The 19707-nt window shown below is 65.7% G+C and carries 13 protein-coding genes and 3 pseudogenes; 5 read left to right on the top strand and 11 right to left on the bottom strand.

Features of this window, described 5'->3' with window-relative positions; translation table 11 throughout:
- Window positions 1-10 precede the first annotated feature (10 nt).
- From ASC75_RS26785 to ASC75_RS25660, 4 genes and pseudogenes are all read right to left on the bottom strand, one after another.
- Window positions 11-347, bottom strand: a pseudogene (locus tag ASC75_RS26785) (4Fe-4S dicluster domain-containing protein); the annotation flags it as partial.
- A 1-nt stretch (window position 348) separates the two neighbouring features.
- Window positions 349-648, bottom strand: a pseudogene (locus ASC75_RS26780) (4Fe-4S dicluster domain-containing protein); the annotation flags it as partial.
- Window positions 649-747: 99 nt separating this feature from the next.
- Window positions 748-1716, bottom strand: a pseudogene (locus tag ASC75_RS26150) (NAD(P)/FAD-dependent oxidoreductase); the annotation flags it as partial.
- A gap of 1 nt (window position 1717) precedes the next feature.
- On the bottom strand, window positions 1718-2134 hold a 417-nt coding region (locus ASC75_RS25660), incomplete at its 3' end, for an NAD(P)-binding protein (protein WP_156381316.1).
- 349 nt (window positions 2135-2483) lie between these two features.
- Between ASC75_RS25660 and ASC75_RS18450 the strand changes: the two genes are divergently transcribed.
- The gene (locus ASC75_RS18450; protein WP_244487870.1) at window positions 2484-3125 is read left to right on the top strand and encodes a hypothetical protein; all 642 of its coding nucleotides are present in this window, start codon (window positions 2484-2486) and stop codon (window positions 3123-3125) included.
- A 36-nt stretch (window positions 3126-3161) separates the two neighbouring features.
- Complete coding sequence (locus tag ASC75_RS18445; protein ID WP_055978419.1) at window positions 3162-4019, top strand: uracil-DNA glycosylase; 858 nt, start codon at window positions 3162-3164, stop codon at window positions 4017-4019.
- Window positions 4020-4025: 6 nt separating this feature from the next.
- Here the strand turns inward: ASC75_RS18445 and ASC75_RS18440 are convergent, their stop codons facing one another.
- Entirely contained in the window at window positions 4026-4424 is a 399-nt protein-coding gene (locus tag ASC75_RS18440) for a hypothetical protein (protein WP_055978418.1), read from the bottom strand.
- 139 nt (window positions 4425-4563) lie between these two features.
- On the opposite strand from ASC75_RS18440, the gene ASC75_RS18435 reads away from it, so the two are divergent.
- Entirely contained in the window at window positions 4564-5361 is a 798-nt protein-coding gene (locus tag ASC75_RS18435) for a helix-turn-helix transcriptional regulator (protein WP_055978417.1), read from the top strand.
- Window position 5362: 1 nt separating this feature from the next.
- Here ASC75_RS18435 and ASC75_RS18430 read toward each other — a convergent pair whose 3' ends face one another.
- Window positions 5363-6310 carry a DMT family transporter gene (locus ASC75_RS18430; protein WP_055978416.1) on the bottom strand — a complete coding sequence of 316 codons (948 nt, stop codon included), beginning with the start codon at window positions 6308-6310 and terminating at the stop codon, window positions 5363-5365.
- Window positions 6307-8616: a xanthine dehydrogenase family protein molybdopterin-binding subunit gene (locus tag ASC75_RS18425; protein ID WP_055978415.1), complete on the bottom strand. Its 2310-nt coding sequence runs from the start codon at window positions 8614-8616 to the stop codon at window positions 6307-6309. Before ASC75_RS18425 ends, ASC75_RS18430 begins: the two co-directional genes overlap by 4 nt.
- A gap of 152 nt (window positions 8617-8768) precedes the next feature.
- On the opposite strand from ASC75_RS18425, the gene pepN reads away from it, so the two are divergent.
- Both pepN and ASC75_RS18415 read left to right on the top strand, forming a co-directional pair.
- The gene (pepN, locus tag ASC75_RS18420) at window positions 8769-11414 is read left to right on the top strand and encodes an aminopeptidase N (protein ID WP_055978414.1); all 2646 of its coding nucleotides are present in this window, start codon (window positions 8769-8771) and stop codon (window positions 11412-11414) included.
- Between the two features lie 256 nt (window positions 11415-11670).
- Window positions 11671-14001, top strand: coding sequence for an ATP-binding protein (locus ASC75_RS18415; protein WP_055978413.1), 2331 nt, complete (start codon window positions 11671-11673; stop codon window positions 13999-14001).
- Between the two features lie 42 nt (window positions 14002-14043).
- On the opposite strand, the gene ASC75_RS18410 is transcribed toward ASC75_RS18415, so the two are convergent.
- From ASC75_RS18410 to ASC75_RS18395, 4 genes are all read right to left on the bottom strand, one after another.
- A complete protein-coding gene (locus ASC75_RS18410) occupies window positions 14044-14493 on the bottom strand; it encodes an EF-hand domain-containing protein (RefSeq protein WP_055978412.1) in 450 nt (149 codons plus the stop codon).
- A 66-nt stretch (window positions 14494-14559) separates the two neighbouring features.
- Entirely contained in the window at window positions 14560-17520 is a 2961-nt protein-coding gene (locus ASC75_RS18405; RefSeq protein ID WP_055978411.1) for a bifunctional [glutamine synthetase] adenylyltransferase/[glutamine synthetase]-adenylyl-L-tyrosine phosphorylase, read from the bottom strand.
- On the bottom strand, window positions 17521-18972 hold the full coding sequence (locus ASC75_RS18400) for an ATP-binding protein (RefSeq protein ID WP_055978410.1): 1452 nt from the start codon (window positions 18970-18972) through the stop codon (window positions 17521-17523).
- Entirely contained in the window at window positions 18972-19646 is a 675-nt protein-coding gene (locus ASC75_RS18395; RefSeq protein ID WP_055978471.1) for a response regulator transcription factor, read from the bottom strand. Before ASC75_RS18395 ends, ASC75_RS18400 begins: the two co-directional genes overlap by 1 nt.
- Window positions 19647-19707: the final 61 nt, after the last annotated feature.

Below are 19707 nucleotides of genomic sequence, written 5' to 3'. Positions count from 1 at the left end.
GCGATGCTCGTCACATGTTCGGATAGACGGGCCCCTCGCCGCCCTGGGGCGGGACCCAGTTGATGTTCTGGTTGGGGTCCTTGATGTCGCAGGTCTTGCAGTGGACGCAGTTCTGCGCGTTGATGACGAACCTGGCRTCGGCATGGCCGGGATCGCCGGCGATCGAATTGCCGTCGGCATCGACCCATTCGTAGACGCCGGCCGGGCAGTAGCGGCTCGACGGGCCGGCAAAGACGCCGTATTCCGAGCGCTTCTGCAGCTCCATGTCCCTGACCTGGAGGTGAACCGGCTGGTTCTCCTCGTGGTTGGTGTTGGACAAGAACACCGACGACAGGCGGTCGAAGGTGNCGCTTCTGCAGCTCCATGTCCCTGACCTGGAGGTGAACCGGCTGGTTCTCCTCGTGGTTGGTGTTGGACAAGAACACCGACGACAGGCGGTCGAAGGTCAAGACGCCGTCGGGCTTGGGATAGTCGATCTTGCTGTGCTTCGAAGCCGGCTCGAGCGACTGGGCGTCGGTCTTGCCGTGCCTGAGCGTGCCGAAGGGCGASACGCCGAACAGCGTGTTGAGCCACATGTCGAGGCCGCCGAGGCCGACGCCGAGGATGGTGCCGAAGCGCGACCACAAAGGCTTGACGTTGCGGACCTTCNACGCCGAACAGCGTGTTGAGCCACATGTCGAGGCCGCCGAGGCCGACGCCGAGGATGGTGCCGAAGCGCGACCACAAAGGCTTGACGTTGCGGACCTTCTTCAGGTCCTTGCCGATGTCGGTCGAGCGCCAGGCGGCCTCGTAAGCGACGAGCTCGTCATTGGCGCGGCCGGCGGCGATGGCGTCGGCGACGTGCTCGGCGGCGAGCATGCCCGACAGCACGGCGTTGTGCGACGCCTCGTAAGCGACGAGCTCGTCATTGGCGCGGCCGGCGGCGATGGCGTCGGCGACGTGCTCGGCGGCGAGCATGCCCGACAGCACGGCGTTGTGCGAGCCCTTGATGCGAGGCACGTTGACCAGGCCGGCCGAGCAGCCCATCAAGACGCCGCCGGGGAACGACAGCTTCGGCACCGACTGGTAGCCGCCCTCGGTGATGGCGCGGGCGCCATAAGACAGGCGCTTGCCGCCCTCGAAGGTGCCGCGGATCGCCGGGTGGGTCTTGAAGCGCTGGAACTCCTCGAAGGGCGCGAGATAGGGGTTCTTGTAGTTGAGGTGGACGACGAAGCCGACCGCMACCATGTTGTCTTCGAGGTGGTAGAGGAACGAGCCGCCGCCGGTCTTGAAGTCGAGCGGCCAGCCGAAGGAATGCTGAACCAGGCCCGGCTTGTGCTTTTCCGGCGCGACCTGCCACAGTTCCTTGAGGCCTATGCCGAATTTCTGCGGCTCCTTGCCGGCGCCGAGGTCGTACTTTGCGATCAGCTGCTTGGCGAGCGAACCGCGGGCGCCCTCGCCGATCAGCACGTATTTGCCCATCAGCGCCATGCCCGGCGCAAAGCCAGCACCGCGGCTGCCGTCGCGCTCGACGCCCATGTCGCCGGTGACGACGCCGGTGACGGCACCGTCGTCATTGTAGAGCAGGCCGGCTGCGGCAAAGCCGGGATAGATCTCGACGCCGAGCGCCTCGGCCCTGGTCGCGAGCCAGCGGCAGACATTGCCGAGCGAGACGATGTAGGCGACGACGCTCCCGGCGCGCATCTCGAGGAAGGCGAGCTTCAAGCCTTCGCGGATNGGCAAAGCCGGGATAGATCTCGACGCCGAGCGCCTCGGCCCTGGTCGCGAGCCAGCGGCAGACATTGCCGAGCGAGACGATGTAGTTGCCGTGGTTGCTCATCAAGGGCGGCATCAGGATGTTGGGCAGCCTGACCGAGCCGGCCGGCCCGAGCACCAGGAAATGATCGTCGGTGACCGGTGTCCTGAACGGATGGTCGGCATCGTCGCGCCAGTCCGGCAACAGCCGGTCGATGCCGATCGGATCGACCACCGCGCCCGACAGGATATGCGCGCCGACCTCGCCGCCCTTCTCCAGCACCACCACCGAAAGCTCGGGACTGACCTGCTTGAGCCGGATCGCCGCCGCCAGTCCCGCCGGCCCGGCGCCGACGATGACAACGTCGAATTCCATGCTCTCGCGTTCGATATCGCTCATCTTTGAGCCGGATCGCCGCCGCCAGTCCCGCCGGCCCGGCGCCGACGATGACAACGTCGAATTCCATGCTCTCGCGTTCGATATCGCTCATCTGTCCCTCCGCGTTGGCTGGCCCCGTCCCAAGGGCGAAATCTGGCTAAGCGCTGCATAACGCATCATTGGCAAACGTCAAATCGTACCGGTTGCACATCGGCCTTTTGGCAATGACGTCTCTCCCGCACGACGAATTATCTTACGTTAACGTAAAGGTCAAAAGATTTCACCTATCGGCTCCATTCCTCGCCCCGTACTGTCGGATTGCAGGTGTGTTCCACAGCTACTCGTCCATTGATTCTTCATGCGCCCATACGTGCCTTGCAGGACCGGACCGAAGCGCCGTCACCCTAGACGCCACATCCTGGCCGGGGCCGCCCTTCTTATTGCGACATGGCTGAGCAATGAGGGTCGCTCTCAAGAGACCGAAGCAGACCAGAAGGTATGGAACGCCGGCGCCTATTCGTTCTCCGACGAACTGGGCGGCTTTCGCATCACCTCGGTTTCGGGCACCGGAACGCGCAAAGACCCCTTCATCATCCGGGAAGAGCTGCTGTCGGCGACACCGGTGACGCTGACGATCAGGACGACCCGGCCGATCAGGCCCTTCGACAGCTCGGGATTTTACGCCAGCGGGATCATGTTCGTGCGCGTCGAAGCGCTGAACAACAGCGGCCAGGCCTGGGTGGAATTCGAATTCGAGCTGCAGGAGCTGCAAGGACAGGCCAGCGTGTTCGGCGACGGGCTGTCGTTCGACCAGCGCCGGACCGACAACGCCAACATTTCATCGGACAGCTTTGCGCAGTACAGCCGCGACTTCGAGCCCTATGACCGCCTGCGCTACACCGATGGCAAGGTCGACCCTGGCGCTGTGGTCGGTTTCAGCTTCCTGGTGACCGACTACACGCCGCGCTGGCGCTTTTATCTGGTGCAGGACCCGCGCATTCCGTCGTCGTGAACTTGCAAACCGGCGGCGTAACGTCGACAAAGGACCATGGCCTCCATTTCGGGAAACGAACGTCCGGATCTGCGCGATCTGCTCGCCTTCTATGCGGCGGCGGGCGTTGACGATGCGCTTATCGACGATCCGATCGACCGGTTTGCCGAAAACGCCCAGCAGCGCCAGGCGGCATCGCAGCAGCAGGCAGCAAGGTCTGCCGAGGCGCCGCGTGCCGGCGCCGATCGCACCGCAGCGCCAGTTCAGCCGCGACCGGCGGCGGTCGCGGCCGTGCCAGACGAAGCGCAGGCTGCCGCAGCCCGCGAGCTTGCGTCCAAGGCCGCGACGCTCGACGAGCTCAAGCAGATCATGGAGAGTTTCGAGGGCTGCAACCTCAAGGCCACGGCCAAGAGCATGGTGTTTGCCGACGGCAACCCCGAAGCGGACCTGATGCTGGTGGGCGAAGCGCCCGGACGCGACGAGGATTTTGAGGGCCTGCCCTTCGTCGGACGCTCCGGGCAGTTGCTCGACCGCATCCTCGCGGCAATCGGCCTCGACCGCAAATCAGCCTATATCGCCAATGTGATCCCGTGGCGGCCGCCCGGCAACCGGGCGCCGACGCCGCATGAGACCGAAATATGCCGGCCGTTCATCGAGCGCCAGATAGCGCTCGTCAAACCCAAGGTTCTGGTGACGCTCGACGGGCCGCCGGCAAAGGTCCTGACCGGTTCGCCCGACGTCATCCTGCGCGTGCGCGGCGGTTGGAGAAGCCACACGACAGCGGATGGCACGGTCATTCCCGTCATGCCGACGCTGCACCCGGAGTATCTGTTGAGAAATCCCGCCCACAAGAAACTTGCGTGGCGGGACTTCCTCGAGGTCAAGGCGAAGCTGCGCGAACCGGGCAGCCTCTGAGGCCGGTCAGGCTGCCACGGCGGCGGCGCGACGGATGCCGACGAACTGCAGTTCGGCAAACACGGCGACCGCCAGCGCCTGGGCGACGACAAAAGCGATGCCGAGCATGGTCGGCTGCACCAGGCCGGAGAACAGCAGTGCAAAGCTGCCGACCACCCACAGGGCGTTGATGACGATGATGTCGATCATCAGCAGCCTCGACACCGTGACGCGGCGGGCAAGAACCACCAGCATGGCGACAAAGGGCACCAGCACGAGCCCAGCCCAGAACAGCAGTTCGCCCGGCAAGCCGAGCAGCGGCGACAGCAACGGCGCGCCGAGCATCATCAGGATGCCCGCGGCGCCGCTGACCAGGGCGTCGGCAAAGAGGACGTTGCGGAGGAAAGGGGTAACGGTGATCGGCATGGCTGAAGCTCCTGGCTCGGTTGTGGGGAGAGGCAGTCTGTGGCCCCCTTCCCGATGCCGAACATCCCACCCGGCCCGGACCAAAGCGATTACGCCGGAGGTAATAGCAATCAGAGCCCTGCCCGCTTAAGTTGGCCGCATGACAACGACACAAAATCCCGTAGGCGACCTGATCCGCGAATGGCGCACCAGAAGGCGCATGAGCCAGCTCGACCTGGCGATGGAAGCGGAAATCTCGCAACGGCACCTGAGCTTCATGGAAAGCGGGCGCTCGGCACCCTCGCGCGACATGGTCCTTCACCTCGCCGAACAGCTGTCGATCCCGCTGCGGCAGCGCAACCAGCTGCTGCTGGCAGCCGGATACGCGCCGAGTTTCGGCGAACGGCCGCTCGACCATCCGTCGCTGGCGCCGGCCATGGACGCCGTGCGCATGGTGCTGAAGGGCCACGAGCCCTACCCCGCCATCGCCGTCGACCGGCATTGGAACCTGATCGAGGGCAATGCGGCGCTGGCGCCGATGCTCGCCGGGGTGGAGGACGCCTCGCTTCTGGCGCCACCCGTCAACGTGCTGAGGCTCAGCCTGCATCCGAAAGGTGTCGCGCGCAACATCGTCAACCTGCACGAATGGCGCTCGCACCTGATCGAGCGGCTGAAACACCAGAACGACATAGCGGGCGACCCGGTGCTGAAGGCACTGGAGACCGAGTTGCTCGGCTATCCCGACGGGCCGCGCACGGGCCGGCCGATGCAGGCCGATCCGCTGTCGATCGCCCATCCGCTGAAGCTGCGCACGGGCGATGCCGTGCTGACCTTCATCAGCACGATCACCGTGTTCGGCACGCCGCTGGACGTGACGTTGTCGGAACTGGCGATCGAATCGTTCTTCCCGGCCGACGAGGAAACCGCAGCCCGCCTGCGGGCACTGGCCCAGCAGTGAGCTATTGCGGCGAGGCAGCCTTCTTGGCCGCCTGGCGCTCGATGCCGAGACGTCGCTCGCGCCAGACGATGAAGATGCCGGCGCCGATGACGATGACACCGCCAACAAGCGTGTAGAGCGTCGGCAGGTCGCCGAAGACGAGATAGCCGACAACGATGCCGAGCAGCAGGGAGGTGTATTCGAAGGGTGCCACCGTCGAGGCCTCGGCGTGGCGGTAGGCCTCGGTCATGAACAGCTGGGCGACGCCGCCGCAGAAACCGCCGGTGACGAGCAGCGCCGTCTGCTCCCAGTTGAGCGACTGCCAGCCGAACGGGATGCTGAACAGGGCCATGACGCTGGCGGTGAGCGAGAACCACAGGACGATCGTCGCCGTGCGCTCGGTGTGGACCAGGTTGCGGACCAGAAGCATGGCGATGGCCGACAGGGCCGCACCGACAAGGGCGGCCACCGCGCCCATCGCCGCCTTGTCGCTCACGCCTCCGGGCGAGGTGAACATCGTCAGGTTGGGCCATGACACGATAAGCACGCCGACGAGACCGATGGCGACCGCGGTCCAGCGGTAGGCGCGGACGTTTTCACCGAGGATGAGGGCGCTGAAGACGACAACCAGCAGCGGCTGGGCATAGTTGAGCGTGATCGCCTCGGGCAGCGGCAGCTGTGTCAGCGCGAAGAAGCCGAAGCCCATCGCCGTCACCCCGGCGAGCCCGCGCATGATGTGCCCGAACGGCCGTTCGGTGACGACCGCCGTGCGCAATTCGCCGCGAAAGGCGAGGAAGACGAGGATCGGAAAGATGGCGAAGAAGGAGCGGAAGAAGACGATCTGGCCGGCGGGGACCTGGCCGGCCAGCTTGATGCTGGTCGACATGCCGACGAAGATCGCCACCGAAATGACCTTGAGCGCGATACCCGTGAGCGGCGAGGAAGCCTGCTGAACGACTTGATGCTTCACTTCACCCGGGCCGCCTCTATCGCTGCCCAGACACGCGCGGGGGTGGCAGGCATTTCAATATGACCGATGCCGTAGGCCCGGTGGAGCGCATCGGTGACCGCATTGAGGGCGGCCGGCGTGGCGCCGATGGTGCCTGCCTCGCCGGCGCCCTTCATGCCCATGGCATTGGTGGTCGAGGGCACGTTGCGCGTCTCGAAATGGAAAGACGGCACGCTGTCGGCGCGCGGCATGGTGTAGTCCATGAAGCTCGCCGACAGAAGCTGGCCGTCCTCGCCATAGACCGCCTCTTCCGACAGCGCCTGGCCGATGCCCTGGACGACACCGCCATGGACCTGGCCCGCCAGCAGAAGCGGGTTCACCGTCATGCCGAAATCGTCGACGATGGTGTAGGCAACGACGTCGGTGGCCCCGGTCTCGGGATCGATCTCGACCTCGCAGATGTGCGTGCCGTTGGGATAGGTCGCCTCGTGCTGGACGAACTCGCCCATCGCCTTGAGATCGCCGGGGTCTTTCGCGGCCGCATGAAGCGCGGCGAAGCCGATGGCACGGTCGGTGCCGACGATGCGCGCCTCGCCGTCTTCCAGCTCGATGTCGGCGGCGGCTGCCTCCAGCTCGTCGGCGGCGAGTTTCTTCAGCTTCTCGGCCAGTGCCGCCCCGGCGCGCGACGCCGAGACGCCGCCGAGCGGGATCGAGCGAGATCCGCCGGTACCGCCGCCGCTGGCAAGCTGGTCGGTATCGCCCTGGTGAACGTGGATCCTGGCGATGTCGAGATTGAGCTTTTCGGCGACGAACTGGGCGTAGGCGGTGGCGTGGCCCTGGCCGTTGGACTGGGTGCCGATGAAGATCGAGACCGAGCCGTCGGCATTGAGTTCGACGCGCGCCGGCTCGGAGCCGGCGAAGGCGCAGGCCTCGATGTAGGTCGCCATGCCGAGGCCGCGGATCCTGCCGCGCTGCTTCGCCTCCGAGAGACGGTCGGGAAAGCTGTCCCAGCCGGCGCGCTGCATCGACAGGTCCATGTGCGCGGCGAATTCGCCGACGTCGTAGAGCCGGCCGGTCTGGGTCCGGTAGGGGAACTGCTCGGGCCGGATGAAATTGCGGCGGCGGATCTCGTCGACCGTCAGGCCGCGGTCGCGGGCACAGGCATCGACCAACTTCTCGACCAGAAGTGCAGCTTCCGGGCGCCCAGCGCCGCGATAGGCGTCGACCGGGCAGGTGTTGGTGTAGACACCCGAGATCGTCACGTCGAGCGCCTGGATGTCGTAGACGCCGGTCGACATGCTGGCGCCGACATGGGCGATGACCGGACCGTATTGCGAGACATAGGCGCCGACATTGGAGAGCAGTTCGACGCGCAGGCCGAGAAAGCGGCCGTTGCCGTCCATCGCCATTTCGGCGGTGACGACGTTGTCGCGCCCTTGCGCGTCGGTGAGGAAATGCTCGGTACGGTCGCTCGCCCATTTGACCGGCCGGCCGAGCCGCCTTGCGGCCTCCAGCACCAGAGCATGCTCGCGATAGACGAACGACTTGGTGCCGAAGCCGCCGCCGACGTCGGGGGTGATGACGCGCAATTTGTCGGCCGAGATGCCGAAGACCTGGCCGGCAAGGATGCTGCGCATGGAATGCACGCCCTGCGACCCGGTGGTCAGCACGAAGCGGTCCTCGTCGGCGCGCCACTCGCCGATGGCCGAGCGCGGCTCCATGTAGTTGCAGATCAGGCGGTTATTGACGAACTCGATGCGGGTGACATGGTCGGCCGCGGCGAAAGCCTTGTCGGCCTTGTCCTTGTCGCCGAGGTGGTAGGTGAAGGCCCGGTTGGAGCCCAGTTCGGGCCAGACCAGCGGCGTCCCCTCGTCAAGCGCCGTACCTGTGCTCGCCGCGGCGTCCTCGCCGTCATATTCGACCTCGATCAGTTCGGCCGCGTCCTGGGCGAGCGCCCTGGCGTCGGCGACGACGAAGGCGATGGCATCGCCGACATAATTGACCCGGTCGCGGCACAGGATCGGGATGTCGCGGGTCGGCGCGCGGGTGCCGTCGGGTTGCTTCTGCATGACCATCGACTTAAGGTCACCGAGATGGGCGACATCGGCGCCGGTCAGCACCAGGCGGACTCCAGGAGCCGCACGCGCATCGTCGACCGAGCCGACCTTGAAGCTGCCCTTGGCGACCGGCGAACGCAAGACATAGCCATGAAGCTGCGATGCCGGAGCGATGTCGTCGGTGTAGCGGCCCGTGCCGGTGATGAATGCCGCATCTTCGAGGCGCAAAACGGATGCGCCCATCCCGAATTTCGGCGTGACGATTGTCATCTCTGCCCCGTGAGGATTGGTGAAGGGAGCGCAGCAAATGTGCGGTCCCCAACAGTTTTGCCGAGGGGGCGTTTCGTGTAAAGAGCAGCGGCCGCATATTTGTTCTACCAGCATGCAGCCAGCGTTCGGACGTCGACAGGAAGGCCCACCACATGCGCACTGATACCGGACAGGTGTTTCGTCTCGAGGATTACCGGCCGAGCGACTACCTGATCCCCAGGACCGAACTCGACTTCCGCCTCGGCGCAGACAACACACGGGTAGTGGCAAGGCTGACGATCGAGCGGCGCACCGGTGTCGACAAGCCGGTGCAACTGGAACTCGACGGCGACGGACTGACGCTGCGCCGCATCGAGATCGACGGCGAGCCCGTCGATGCGGCCGATTTCGATGCCACGCCCGACAGGCTGGTGATCTACACCCCGCCCGCCTCCGGCCGGTTCACGCTGCTGATCGAGACCGAACTTGACCCGTCGCGTAACGAAGCGCTGATGGGTCTCTACCGGTCGAGCAAGGTCTATTGCACCCAGTGCGAGGCGGAGGGCTTCCGCCGCATCACCTATTTCCTCGACCGGCCCGACATCCTGTCGGTCTACACGGTGCGCATGGAAGCGCTTCGTTCGGAAGCGCCTCTGCTGCTTGCCAACGGCAATCCGGTCGAGCATGGCGACCTCGCCGACGGCTGGCACTATGCCGTCTGGCACGACCCCTTCCCCAAGCCGTCCTACCTGTTTGCGCTCGTTGCCGGCGACCTCGGCTGCATCAAGGACCGCTTCGTCACCGCCTCCGGCAAGGATGTGGAACTCGGCATCTATGTCGAGCACGGCAAGGAGAACCAGGCGGGCTATGCGATGGACGCGCTGCGCCGGTCGATGAAATGGGACGAAGAGGTGTTCGGCTGCGAATACGACCTCGACGTTTTCAACATCGTCGCCGTGTCCGATTTCAACATGGGCGCGATGGAGAACAAGGGGCTCAACATCTTCAACGACAAGTACGTGCTTGCCGACGAAGAGACCGCGACCGACGCCGACTTCGCCAACATCGAGGCGATCATCGCGCATGAGTATTTCCACAATTGGACAGGCAACAGAATCACTTGCCGCGACTGGTTCCAGCTCTGCCTCAAGGAAGGGCTGACCGTTTTCCGCGACCACGAGTTCTCCGCCGACCAGCGCTCGCGGCCGGTCAAGCGCATTGCCGAGGTGCGTACGCTGCGCGCCCACCAGTTCCCCGAGGACCAGGGACCGCTGGCCCACCCCGTCCGGCCGAGGCGCTATCGCGAGATCAACAATTTCTACACGGCGACCGTCTACGAGAAGGGCTCGGAAGTGGTGCGCATGATCCGCACCGTGCTGGGCACCGAGACCTTCCGAAAGGGCATGGACCTTTATTTCGAGCGCCATGACGGCGACGCCGCCACCATCGAGGACTTCCTCAAGGTGTTCGAGGACGTGTCGGGCCGCGACCTGTCGCAGTTCGCGCTCTGGTATCATCAGGCAGGCACCCCGAACCTTAGCGTGACGGCCTCGCACAATGCGGCGGCGGCCGAATTCACCATCGAGATCGAGCAGTCGGTGCCGCCGACACCGTCGGAAAGCCGCAAGCGGCTGATGCACATCCCCCTCGCCTTCGGCCTGGTCGGCGCCGACGGCAAGGATCTCGCCCATGGCGGCGCCGAGGGCGCGACCGTCGAGAACGGGGTCATCCATGTCCGCAAGCGCAAGCATGTGGTGAGGTTCTCCGATGTTGCCGAACGGCCGGTGCTGTCACTCAACCGCGGCTTCTCGGCGCCGATCACGCTGAGCGTCGAGCAGCGAACGGAAGACCAGATATTCCTCGCCTCGCACGACAGCGACGCGTTCTCGCGCTGGCAGGCGTTCAACACGCTCCTGACCGACGCCACCATCGGCGCCTTCCGCAACATCCTGGGCGGCAAGCGGCCCGCCTTCAGCGCCGACCTTGCCGCACTGGCCGGGCGCATCGCCGGCGACGGCGCGCTCGAACATGCGTTCCGGGCGTTGGCGCTGGCGCTGCCCGGCGAGGCAGACATCGCCCGCGAGATCGGCAAGAACATCGACCCCGATGCCATCTTCACCGGGCGCGAAGCGCTGGCCAAGTCGATCGCAGAGGCGAATAGCGGAGTCTTTGCGCAGCTTTACGACGATTTGCGCATCCAGGGCAGCTTCTCGCCGGATGCCGCCAGCGCCGGCCGCCGGGCCCTGCGCAACACGCTGCTCGACTATCTGGCTATCCTGCCGGGCGGTGCCGCGCGTGCGGCAGCGCACTTCACCGCCGCGACCAACATGACGGACCGTGCCGCCGCACTTTTGGTGCTGGCGCATCGCCATGGCGGCAGCGAGGAAGCAAAGGAGGCGCTGGCCGAATTCGACAAGCGCTACCGCAGCGATCCTCTGGTCATGGACAAGTGGTTCATGATCCAGGCGACGGCACCCGGCGCCGGCGCGGTCGATGCCGTCAAGGCGCTGACCGAACACCCGGCCTTCTCGATCGCCAACCCGAACCGGGTGCGCTCGCTGATCGGCGGCTTTGCCAGCGCCAACCAGACCGGCTTCCACCGCGCCGACGGCGCCGGCTACACCTTCTTCGCCGAAACCGTGCTGACGGTGGAAAAGCGCAATCCGCAGGTCGCCGCACGCCTTGCCACCGCGCTCAGGTCATGGCGATCGCTGGAGCCCAAGCGCCAGGCAAAGGCGCGTGCGGCGCTGGTGACGATCCAGGCCAAGGAAGGGCTGTCGGCCGACCTTCGCGACATCATCGAGCGCACGCTGGCCTGATCCAGGCCGCGTGGAATTCAGGTGGGGCCGGCCTATCCTGAAAATTCGCCTGCCAAGGCAATGCTCCAAACGGCGGCCTCCGAAAACGGAGCCGCCATTTTGCCGCGCCGCCCATTGCGCCGACTTTTAGCCGAATTTTAATCTTTTTCGCCCGGCCCACTGGACAAGGCGAATCAGCTTTGATTCTTTAAGGACGATTCGGAAGTTCGGTGTATGCCGGATCATCTACCAGGAAACGGGATTTGGGGAGCCATTTATGGCCAAGGCGGACGCGTGGGGCGCGCCCGATGAGACTGCTTTTGGCCGTCGCAGGCAGGCGCGTGGCGCTGGCCTGTCGGGCAATGCACGTCTGATCGCGGAGCCCGCGTACCGCCGGCTCCTTGCCGCCGAACCGCTGCTTCGCCGCTCCATTCCGACGCTGATCGTCATCTTCCTGATCGTCGTTGCAGGCGCGCGCTTCCTGTCGATGATGGCGCTGCGCGACGACGTCGAACGCAACGCCAAGGCGATCCTGGCGCTGTCGGCCGGCGAACTGGTCAACTCGCTGATGGCAGGTGCCACGGCCGACGTGCCCTTCGCCACGGCCAGCCAGGACCTGCTCGAACGCACGAGTCAGCAGGGCACGCTGAGCCGCAGCCATGTGATCGTGCTGACCGACGGCAATTTCCGCATCGTCGCGGTGAGCCCGCAATCGACCGGCTGGCAGGGCCAGTCGCTCGACGCCATCATCTCGGGCGGACAACCCCTGTTCATGTTCGGCGACCGCGCCGGCGTGATGGACATCCGCATCGGCGGACAGGACTGGCTGGCAGCCGTCAGCCTCGCCGACGACAAGCGGGCGGCAGCGGCCGCCATGGTGCCGATGGATGCCGTATTCGCCGACTGGCGCAAGACTGTGTCGCTCAATGTCGCGCTGTTCGTGATGACGGCCGGCATCCTGATCATCATCCTCTACGCCTATTTCAGCCAGGCGGCGCGCGCCCAGGCCGCCGACGGCATCTACCTCGAGGCGCATGAGCGCATCGACCTCGCCCTTGTCCGCGGCAAGTGCGGGCTGTGGGACTGGGACATGGTGCGGGGCAAGATGTACTGGTCGGGCTCGATGTACCAGTTGCTCGGCTACGAGGCCTGCGAGGCGATGCTGTCGTTCGGCGAAGTGGCGCGCATCATCCACCCCGAGGACGGCGACCTGTTCGAACTGGCCAACCAGGTGGTGGCCCGCGAAGTCGACCATATCGACCGGGTCTTCCGCATGCGCCATGCCGACGGCCGCTGGGTGTGGATGCGTGCCCGTGCCCAGGTCGTCGATCCCGAAGCACCGGAAATCCAGATGACCGGCATCGCCGTCGACATCACAGAGCAGCGGCACCTGGCGCTGCGTTCGGAGGCCGCGGACCAGCGGCTACGGGCGGCGATCGAGAACATCACCGAATCCTTCGTGCTGTGGGACGCCAGCGACAGGCTGGTGATGTGCAATTCGAAATACCAGCATGACAACGGCCTGAGCGACCGCGACGTGCTGCCGGGCACTGCCCGCGAAGACCTCGAAGAGCGCATGGTGGCCTTCGCTTCCGAACGGCGGCTGGCCAACGTCAACGGCCCGCGTGCCGGCGCGACCTATGAGCGCCAGCTCGCCGACGGCCGCTGGCTGCAGGTCAACGAGCTCAAGACCCGCGACGGCGGCATGGTGTCGGTCGGCTCCGACATCACCCAGATCAAGCAGCACCAGGACAAGCTGATGGAGAGCGAGCGCCGGCTGATGGCGACGATCCACGACCTCAGCCTGGCCCGCCGCTCGGAAGAGGAGCGCTCGGGCGAACTGGTCGAGCTGAACCGCAAATACATGAAGGAAACCGAGCGCGCCGAGGCGGCCAATCGCGCCAAGTCGGAGTTCCTCGCCAACATGTCGCACGAGCTGCGCACGCCGCTCAACGCGGTCATCGGCTTTTCGGAACTGATGGAGGGCCGGCTGTTCGGACCGCTCGGCTCGCCGCGCTACGAGGAATATGCCCGCGACATCAATTCCAGCGGCAAGTACCTGCTAGGCGTCATCAACGACATCCTCGACATGTCGAAGATCGAGGCCGGCCAGTTCTCGATGGACCGCGAGGAGATCGACCTGTGCCCGCTGATCCGCGAGACGGTCCGGGTCGTCTCGCTGCAGGCGGCGCAGAAATCGATCACTGTCGAGACCCAGATCGCCGAGCAGATGACGCTGTTCGCCGACCGCCGCGCGATCAAGCAGATCGTCATCAACCTGCTGTCGAACGCGGTGAAGTTCACCGGCCAGGGCGGGCGCATCACCGTGCGGGCACGCAACGCCTCGGGGGCGCTGACGCTGAGTCTCGAGGACAATGGCTGCGGCATCCCCAAGCACGCGCTGGGCAAGCTCGGCCGGCCGTTCGAGCAGGTGCAGAACCAGTTCTCCAAGAACCACGAAGGCTCCGGCCTCGGCCTCGCCATTTCGCGGTCGCTGGCCGAACTGCATGGCGGCGCGCTGAAGATCCGTTCGACCGAAGGCGTCGGCACGATCGTTTCGGTGCGCATACCGGTGCGCCGCATCGAGCGCCTGGCCAAGGCGGCATAAGGCCAGCCCCGGAGGCCAGAGCCCCCGGGACGGCAGGCTGCGTTACTGCTGGAAGCGCTTGCCGTGGCCATTGCGGCCCGGCATCTCGTCCTTGACGATCTTGCCGTCGTCGTTGCGATCCATCAGTGCAAACATCTTCTTCTGGCGCGATTCGATCTCGGCCTTGGTCAGTTCGCCGTCGCCATTGGCATCGAAGCGCTTGATGAGACGCTCGGCCATGCGCTCGGCGCGCATGCGCTGGATCTGGTCGGCCACCTCGGCGACGGTGATCTTGCCGTCCGTGTTGCCGTCGGCGTTCACCAGCCGCTCGTTCATCGCAGCCGCGAACTCCTCGAAGGTGACGTCACCGCTCTTGTCGGCATCGGCCCGCTCGAAGCGCATCTGCGGCTTCATGCCCTGGCCGCGCGACGGCTGTGCGACGGCAAAGGCGGAGGTGCCGGCCGTGCCCGCGAGGGCGAGAAAGGCGATGGCGATCTTCGTTGACTTGCTCATGGGGTTTCTCCTGTTGCATCGACACCCCCGATGCTGATCGAAGCCCAAGCGTGGCGTCCCACCGCCTCACTTGCGCTTCGCCCGAAGCAAACGGTCGAAATGCGTCCTGACCGTTTGCGACGTCTCCTTGAGATGGGCCTCCAGCACGCTGAAATCGGGAAGGTCGGTTGCCGCAAGCAGCAAGTCCGACAGCCCCGGCGGAACGTCGTTCCGCTCGAACGCACCGGTGAGGCACAGCCTCGTCATCTGTGTAATGGCGGCATAAAGCCCATAGGCCTCGACCAGATCCTGTCGCACCTGCGCGTCGGCAAAGCCGGGCGCGAGACGGTGAAGCGTATCGGCCGTGCCGGTGGCATGGCCCTCGCCTTCGATCCTGCCGGTCAGCACCGCCACCTGGGCGATGAATTCCAGGTCGATCAGGCCGCCGGGCACAAGCTTGATGTCCCAGAGATCATGCGGCGGCTTTTCGTCCTCGATCATCTGGCGCATGTCGCGCGCCTCGCCGGCAACCTTGGCGGCATCGCGCGGCAGGGCGATGATGGAGGCCACCTCGGCCTCGACCTCGGCGCACAACGATGCGTTGCCGGCGATGGGCCGCGCGCGCGTCAGCGCCATGTGTTCCCAGGTCCAGGCTTCTTCGCGCTGGTACTTGCGGAATGACGAGATGTGGGTTGCGACCGGCCCCTTGTTGCCGGACGGGCGCAGCCGGAGATCCAGCTCGTAGAGCACGCCTTCGGCGGTCGGGGCGGAGACTGCCGCGATCAGGCGCTGGGTCATGCGGGCATAGTAGTGCGACGGGGCGAGCGGCTTGTCGCCGTCGGATTCCTCGGCTTGCTCGTGGTGGTCGTAGAGCAGGATCAGGTCGACGTCGGAACCTGCGGTCAGTTCGCGGCTGCCGAGCTTGCCCATGCCAAGGATGGCCACGCGGGCGCCGGCGACCTTGCCATGGCGGCGGGCGAACTCGGCCTCGACAGCCTCCAGCGCTGCACCAACAGTCAGGTCGGCGAGGTCGGAGAAGGCCTTGCCGGCGCGGGCCGGATCGATCGCGCCGGCAAGCAAGCGCACGCCGATCAGGAACTTCTGCTCGGCGGCGAAAATGCGCAGGCGGTCGAGCACTTCCTCGTAAAGCCTGGTGCTTTCGAGGAAGGCCGAGAGACGGGTTGCGAGATAGGCGCGGTTGGGCAGTTCGGACAGCAATGCGGGATCGAGCAGGCCGTCGAAGACATGCGGCCGGCGCGTGATGATGCCGGCAAGCCGGGGTGCCGCGCCCATGATGGTGGCGAGCAGCTTGAGCAGCGCCGGATTGGACTGGAGCAGCGAAAACAGCTGGATGCCGGCAGGCAGGCCGGCCAGGAACTCGTCGAAGCGCATCAGCGCCTCGTCGGCCCGGCGGGTCTTGCCGAAGGCTTCGAGCAGCGCCGGGGTGAGTTCGGTCAGGCGCTCGCGGGCTTCGGCCGACTGGGTGGCGCGATAGCGGCCGAAATGCCAGCTGCGGATGACCCGGCAGATGTCCGAGGGCCGCTGGAACCCGAGCTGGCGCAGCGTATGCAGGGTGTCGGGATCGTCGACGTCGCCGGTGAAGACGAGATTGCCGATGCCGGCGGAAAGCTCGGGCGCAGCCTCGAACAGGGCCGCATAATGCCGCTCGACCTCCTGCAGCGAGGCACGGAAGGTTTTGGAGAAGGCTTCTGCGTCGGCAAAGCCGAGCATGTGGGCGATGCGCTCCAGCCCCTCGTCGTCCTCCGGCAGAGTGTGGGTCTGTTCGTCGGCGACCATCTGGATGGCGTGCTCGACGCGGCGCAGGAACCAGTATTGCCGTTCGAGCGCGTCGCGGGCTTCCATGGTGATCCAGCCGCGCACGGCGAGCTGGTCGAGCATCGGCACGGTGGCGCGGCCGCGCAATTCGGGAAAGCGGCCGCCGGCAATCAGCTGCTGGGTCTGGACGAAGAACTCGATCTCGCGAATGCCGCCCCGGCCGAGCTTGACGTTGTGGCCTTTGACGGCGACCTCGCCGTGGCCCTTGTGGGCGTGGATCTGGCGCTTGATCGAATGGACGTCGGCGATGGCCGCGTAGTCCATGTATTTGCGCCAGACATAGGGCTGCAGCTCTTTCAGGAAGGCTTCGCCGGCCGCGATGTCGCCCGCCACCGGGCGCGCCTTGATCATGGCGGCGCGTTCCCAGTTCTGGCCACGGCTTTCGTAGTAGTGCAGCGCGGCATGGACCGAGATCGCCAGCGGCGTCGAACCCGGGTCGGGGCGCAGGCGCAGGTCGGTGCGGAAGACATAGCCGTGCTCGGTGCGGTCCTGCATGATGCGGACCAGGCGGCGCGTCAGGCGCGCGAACAGTTCGGTCGCTTCGAGCGGATCGACGATCGCCTGCGCCTCGGGGTCGAAGAACACGACGAGATCGATGTCGGAGGAGAAATTGAGCTCGTGGGCGCCGAGCTTGCCCATGCCGAGCAGGATCCAGCCGGAGCCGACGGTCGGGTTTTCGGGATCGGGCAGCTTGAGCTTGCCCTGGTCATGCGCATCCCTGAGCAGGAAGTTCACCGCCGCGCTGGTGCACAGGTCGGCCAACTCGCTCAGGCGGTAGACGCTGGCCGCCGCGGTTGCCTCGCCGGAGAGGTCCGCAAGCGCGATGAGGAAATGCGCCTCGGCCTTCAGCCGGCGCAGCCGCATCATCAGCGTTGCCTCGGTCACTCCCTCTTCACGGGCGGATGCCGCAATCGCCTCGCCGATCTCCTGAAGCCGGTCCTCGATCGTGAGGTCAAACAGCCGGTCGAGCATTTCCGGTTGGCGCCTGGCGCTGTGACGCATGAACTCCGACAGGTCGAAGACCGCTGCAAGCAGGTCCTGGGCCGGGCCCTTGGCGTTCAGCGACGCGGCGAGCCTGTCAAGGCCCTCTTCCCCGGCCACGACCGCGAGGTCGGCAAGCTCCTGCCAGGCACGTTCCGGATCGAGAGGTGCAAGGTCGATCTTGGGCTCCAGCCGCCATTCGGTCGCTTTCTGTCCGGCAACAGTTTTCATCTATTCGTCCTTCGGTCCGGGAAAGCCCATCAGGACCGATAATCCGGGATTGCCGGGCTGGAGATCAAGCCGGCCGTTGTGAAACTTCATCACGGCCTTGGCGAGACTGAGGCCGAGGCCGGAACCGGGCTGCGACCGGCTCTTCTCCAGCCTGACGAAACGCTCGGTGGCGCGGTTGCGGTCGCCTTCGTCGGGAATGCCTTCGCCATTGTCGGCAACCTGGAGCCGTATCTCGTCGCCCTCGCGCCGCAAGGTGACGTCGACATGCGGCTTTTCGACCGCGCCGGCGGAATATTTGATGGCATTGTCGACGATGTTCGAAAGGGCCTGTGCGACAAGCTCGCGATTGCCGCTGACGACAAAGTCGCCCGAGATCGTCGCTTTGAGACCGACGCCAAGCTCTTCGGCGACAGGTTCATAGAGTTCGACGACATCGCGAACGACGGCGGCGAGGTCGACCTTGGCCACGGTTTCGGCGGAATAGCCCGCCTCGAGCCGCGAAATCATCAGGATGGCGTTGAAGGTGCGGATCAGCTGGTCGGATTCGGCGATCGTGCCTTCCAGCGCCTCGCGATAGTCGGCTCCGGTCTTCTTGCCCGACAGGGCCGCCTCGGCGCGGTTGCGCAGGCGCGTCAGCGGCGTCTTGAGATCGTGGGCGATGTTGTCGGAAACCTGCTTCAGCCCGTCGTTGAGATGGGCGATGCGGGCCAGCATGGCGTTCAGGTTCTCGGACAGCCGGTCGAACTCGTCGCCCGCGCCGGTGACCGGCAGGCGGCCTGTCAGGTCGCCACCCATGATGCGCCGGCTGGCTTCGGAAACGCCATCGATGTGCTTCAAGGCGCGGCGGCCGACGAAATACCAGATCAGCAGGCCGCCAAACGCCATCATGCCGAGCGCCAGCATCAGCGAACGCTGGATGACGTCGCGGAAACGCTCGGGCTCGCCGAGGTCGCGGCCGACCATCAGGATCATCTGGTTGGGCAGCCGCAGCACCACGGCAATGGCATTGTGCCCGACTTCGGTGGCGGCTTCCGCTTCACCCTGCTCGCCCGCGCCCTGGGAACGCCTGCCGGACGCCTCGCCATAGCGCTCGTAGGAGAACGGCAGCGCGGTCCAGCCCTCGCGCTGCAGGACACCAGGCTGGATGCTCTGGACATTGCCCGACAGGATGCGGCCGTTGGGATCGGCCAGCAGATAGAGATTGGCCCCGGGCTGGCGCGAACGCTGTTCGACCACCCGCACGAGAACCGGGATGCCGCCGCGCTGGTAGCCGCGGCCAAGGCCCTGGACTTCCTCGTTGATGGTCTCCTGCGACTGGGCCATCAGCATGCGCGCCGACAGCGAGGTCATGTAGAAGACCAGCAGCACCGCGCACAGCGCGAACAGCAAAAGATAGAGCGCCGAAAGGCGCGCCGCCGTGGTCTTCATGATGGCCGGCAGCCTGAACGCCATCAGCCGGCCTTGAGCATGTAGCCGGCACCACGGATGGTGTGCAGGATCGGCTTGTCGAAGCCCTTCTCGATCTTGCCGCGCAGCCGCGAGACATGGACATCGATGACGTTGGTCTGCGGATCGAAATGATAGTCCCAGACGTTTTCGAGCAGCATCGTGCGCGTGACGACCTGGCCGGCATGGCGCATCAGGTATTCGAGCAGACGGTATTCGCGCGGCTGCAGGGTGATTTCCTGCGAGGAGCGGCGGACCGAATGGGAGAGCCGGTCGAGTTCGAGGTCGCCAACCCGGTAAAGCGTCTCGGATTCGCGCGCCGGGGCGCGGCGGTTGAGCACCTCGACGCGGGCGAGCAGTTCGGAAAAGGCGTAGGGCTTGGTCAAATAGTCGTCGCCGCCGGCGCGCAGGCCGGTGACGCGGTCATCGACCTCGCCCAAGGCCGACAGGATCAGGACAGGGGTGGTGTTGCCGCGCGAGCGCAGGCCGGCAATGACCGACAGGCCGTCGCGGCGGGGCAGCATGCGGTCGACGACCATGACGTCGTATTCACCGGCATCGGCAAGCGCGAAGCCGGAATCGCCGTCGCCCGCCACATGGGCCGTATGTCCTGCCTCGGCGAAGGCTTTCTGCAGATAATCCGCCGCCTCGCGGTCATCTTCGATGACGAGAATCTTCATGCCGCCGTTATACGCGATTTTGCCGGAGATCAGAGGCGCCATGTCATACTCCTCTTGCATG

Origin of the sequence: Aminobacter sp. DSM 101952 (assembly GCF_001424795.1) — a bacterium.
GTDB lineage: Bacteria > Pseudomonadota > Alphaproteobacteria > Rhizobiales > Rhizobiaceae > Aminobacter > Aminobacter aganoensis.
Note: the sequence above shows the minus strand (reverse complement) of the source record. Positions and strands in the feature narration are given on the sequence as shown.

Bases quoted from the DNA above. Each gene is read 5' to 3' on its own strand.
- ASC75_RS18445 (WP_055978419.1), top strand. From the start codon at position 3,162: ATGGCCTCCATTTCGGGAAACGAACGTCCGGATCTGCGCGATCTGCTC.
- ASC75_RS18425 (WP_055978415.1), bottom strand. From the start codon at position 8,616: ATGACAATCGTCACGCCGAAATTCGGGATGGGCGCATCCGTTTTGCGC.
- ASC75_RS18415 (WP_055978413.1), top strand. From the start codon at position 11,671: ATGGCCAAGGCGGACGCGTGGGGCGCGCCCGATGAGACTGCTTTTGGC.
- ASC75_RS18400 (WP_055978410.1), bottom strand. From the start codon at position 18,972: ATGGCGTTCAGGCTGCCGGCCATCATGAAGACCACGGCGGCGCGCCTT.
- ASC75_RS18395 (WP_055978471.1), bottom strand. From the start codon at position 19,646: ATGAAGATTCTCGTCATCGAAGATGACCGCGAGGCGGCGGATTATCTG.
- ASC75_RS18405 (WP_055978411.1), bottom strand. From the start codon at position 17,520: ATGAAAACTGTTGCCGGACAGAAAGCGACCGAATGGCGGCTGGAGCCC.
- pepN (WP_055978414.1), top strand. From the start codon at position 8,769: ATGCGCACTGATACCGGACAGGTGTTTCGTCTCGAGGATTACCGGCCG.
- ASC75_RS18410 (WP_055978412.1), bottom strand. From the start codon at position 14,493: ATGAGCAAGTCAACGAAGATCGCCATCGCCTTTCTCGCCCTCGCGGGC.
- ASC75_RS18440 (WP_055978418.1), bottom strand. From the start codon at position 4,424: ATGCCGATCACCGTTACCCCTTTCCTCCGCAACGTCCTCTTTGCCGAC.
- ASC75_RS18435 (WP_055978417.1), top strand. From the start codon at position 4,564: ATGACAACGACACAAAATCCCGTAGGCGACCTGATCCGCGAATGGCGC.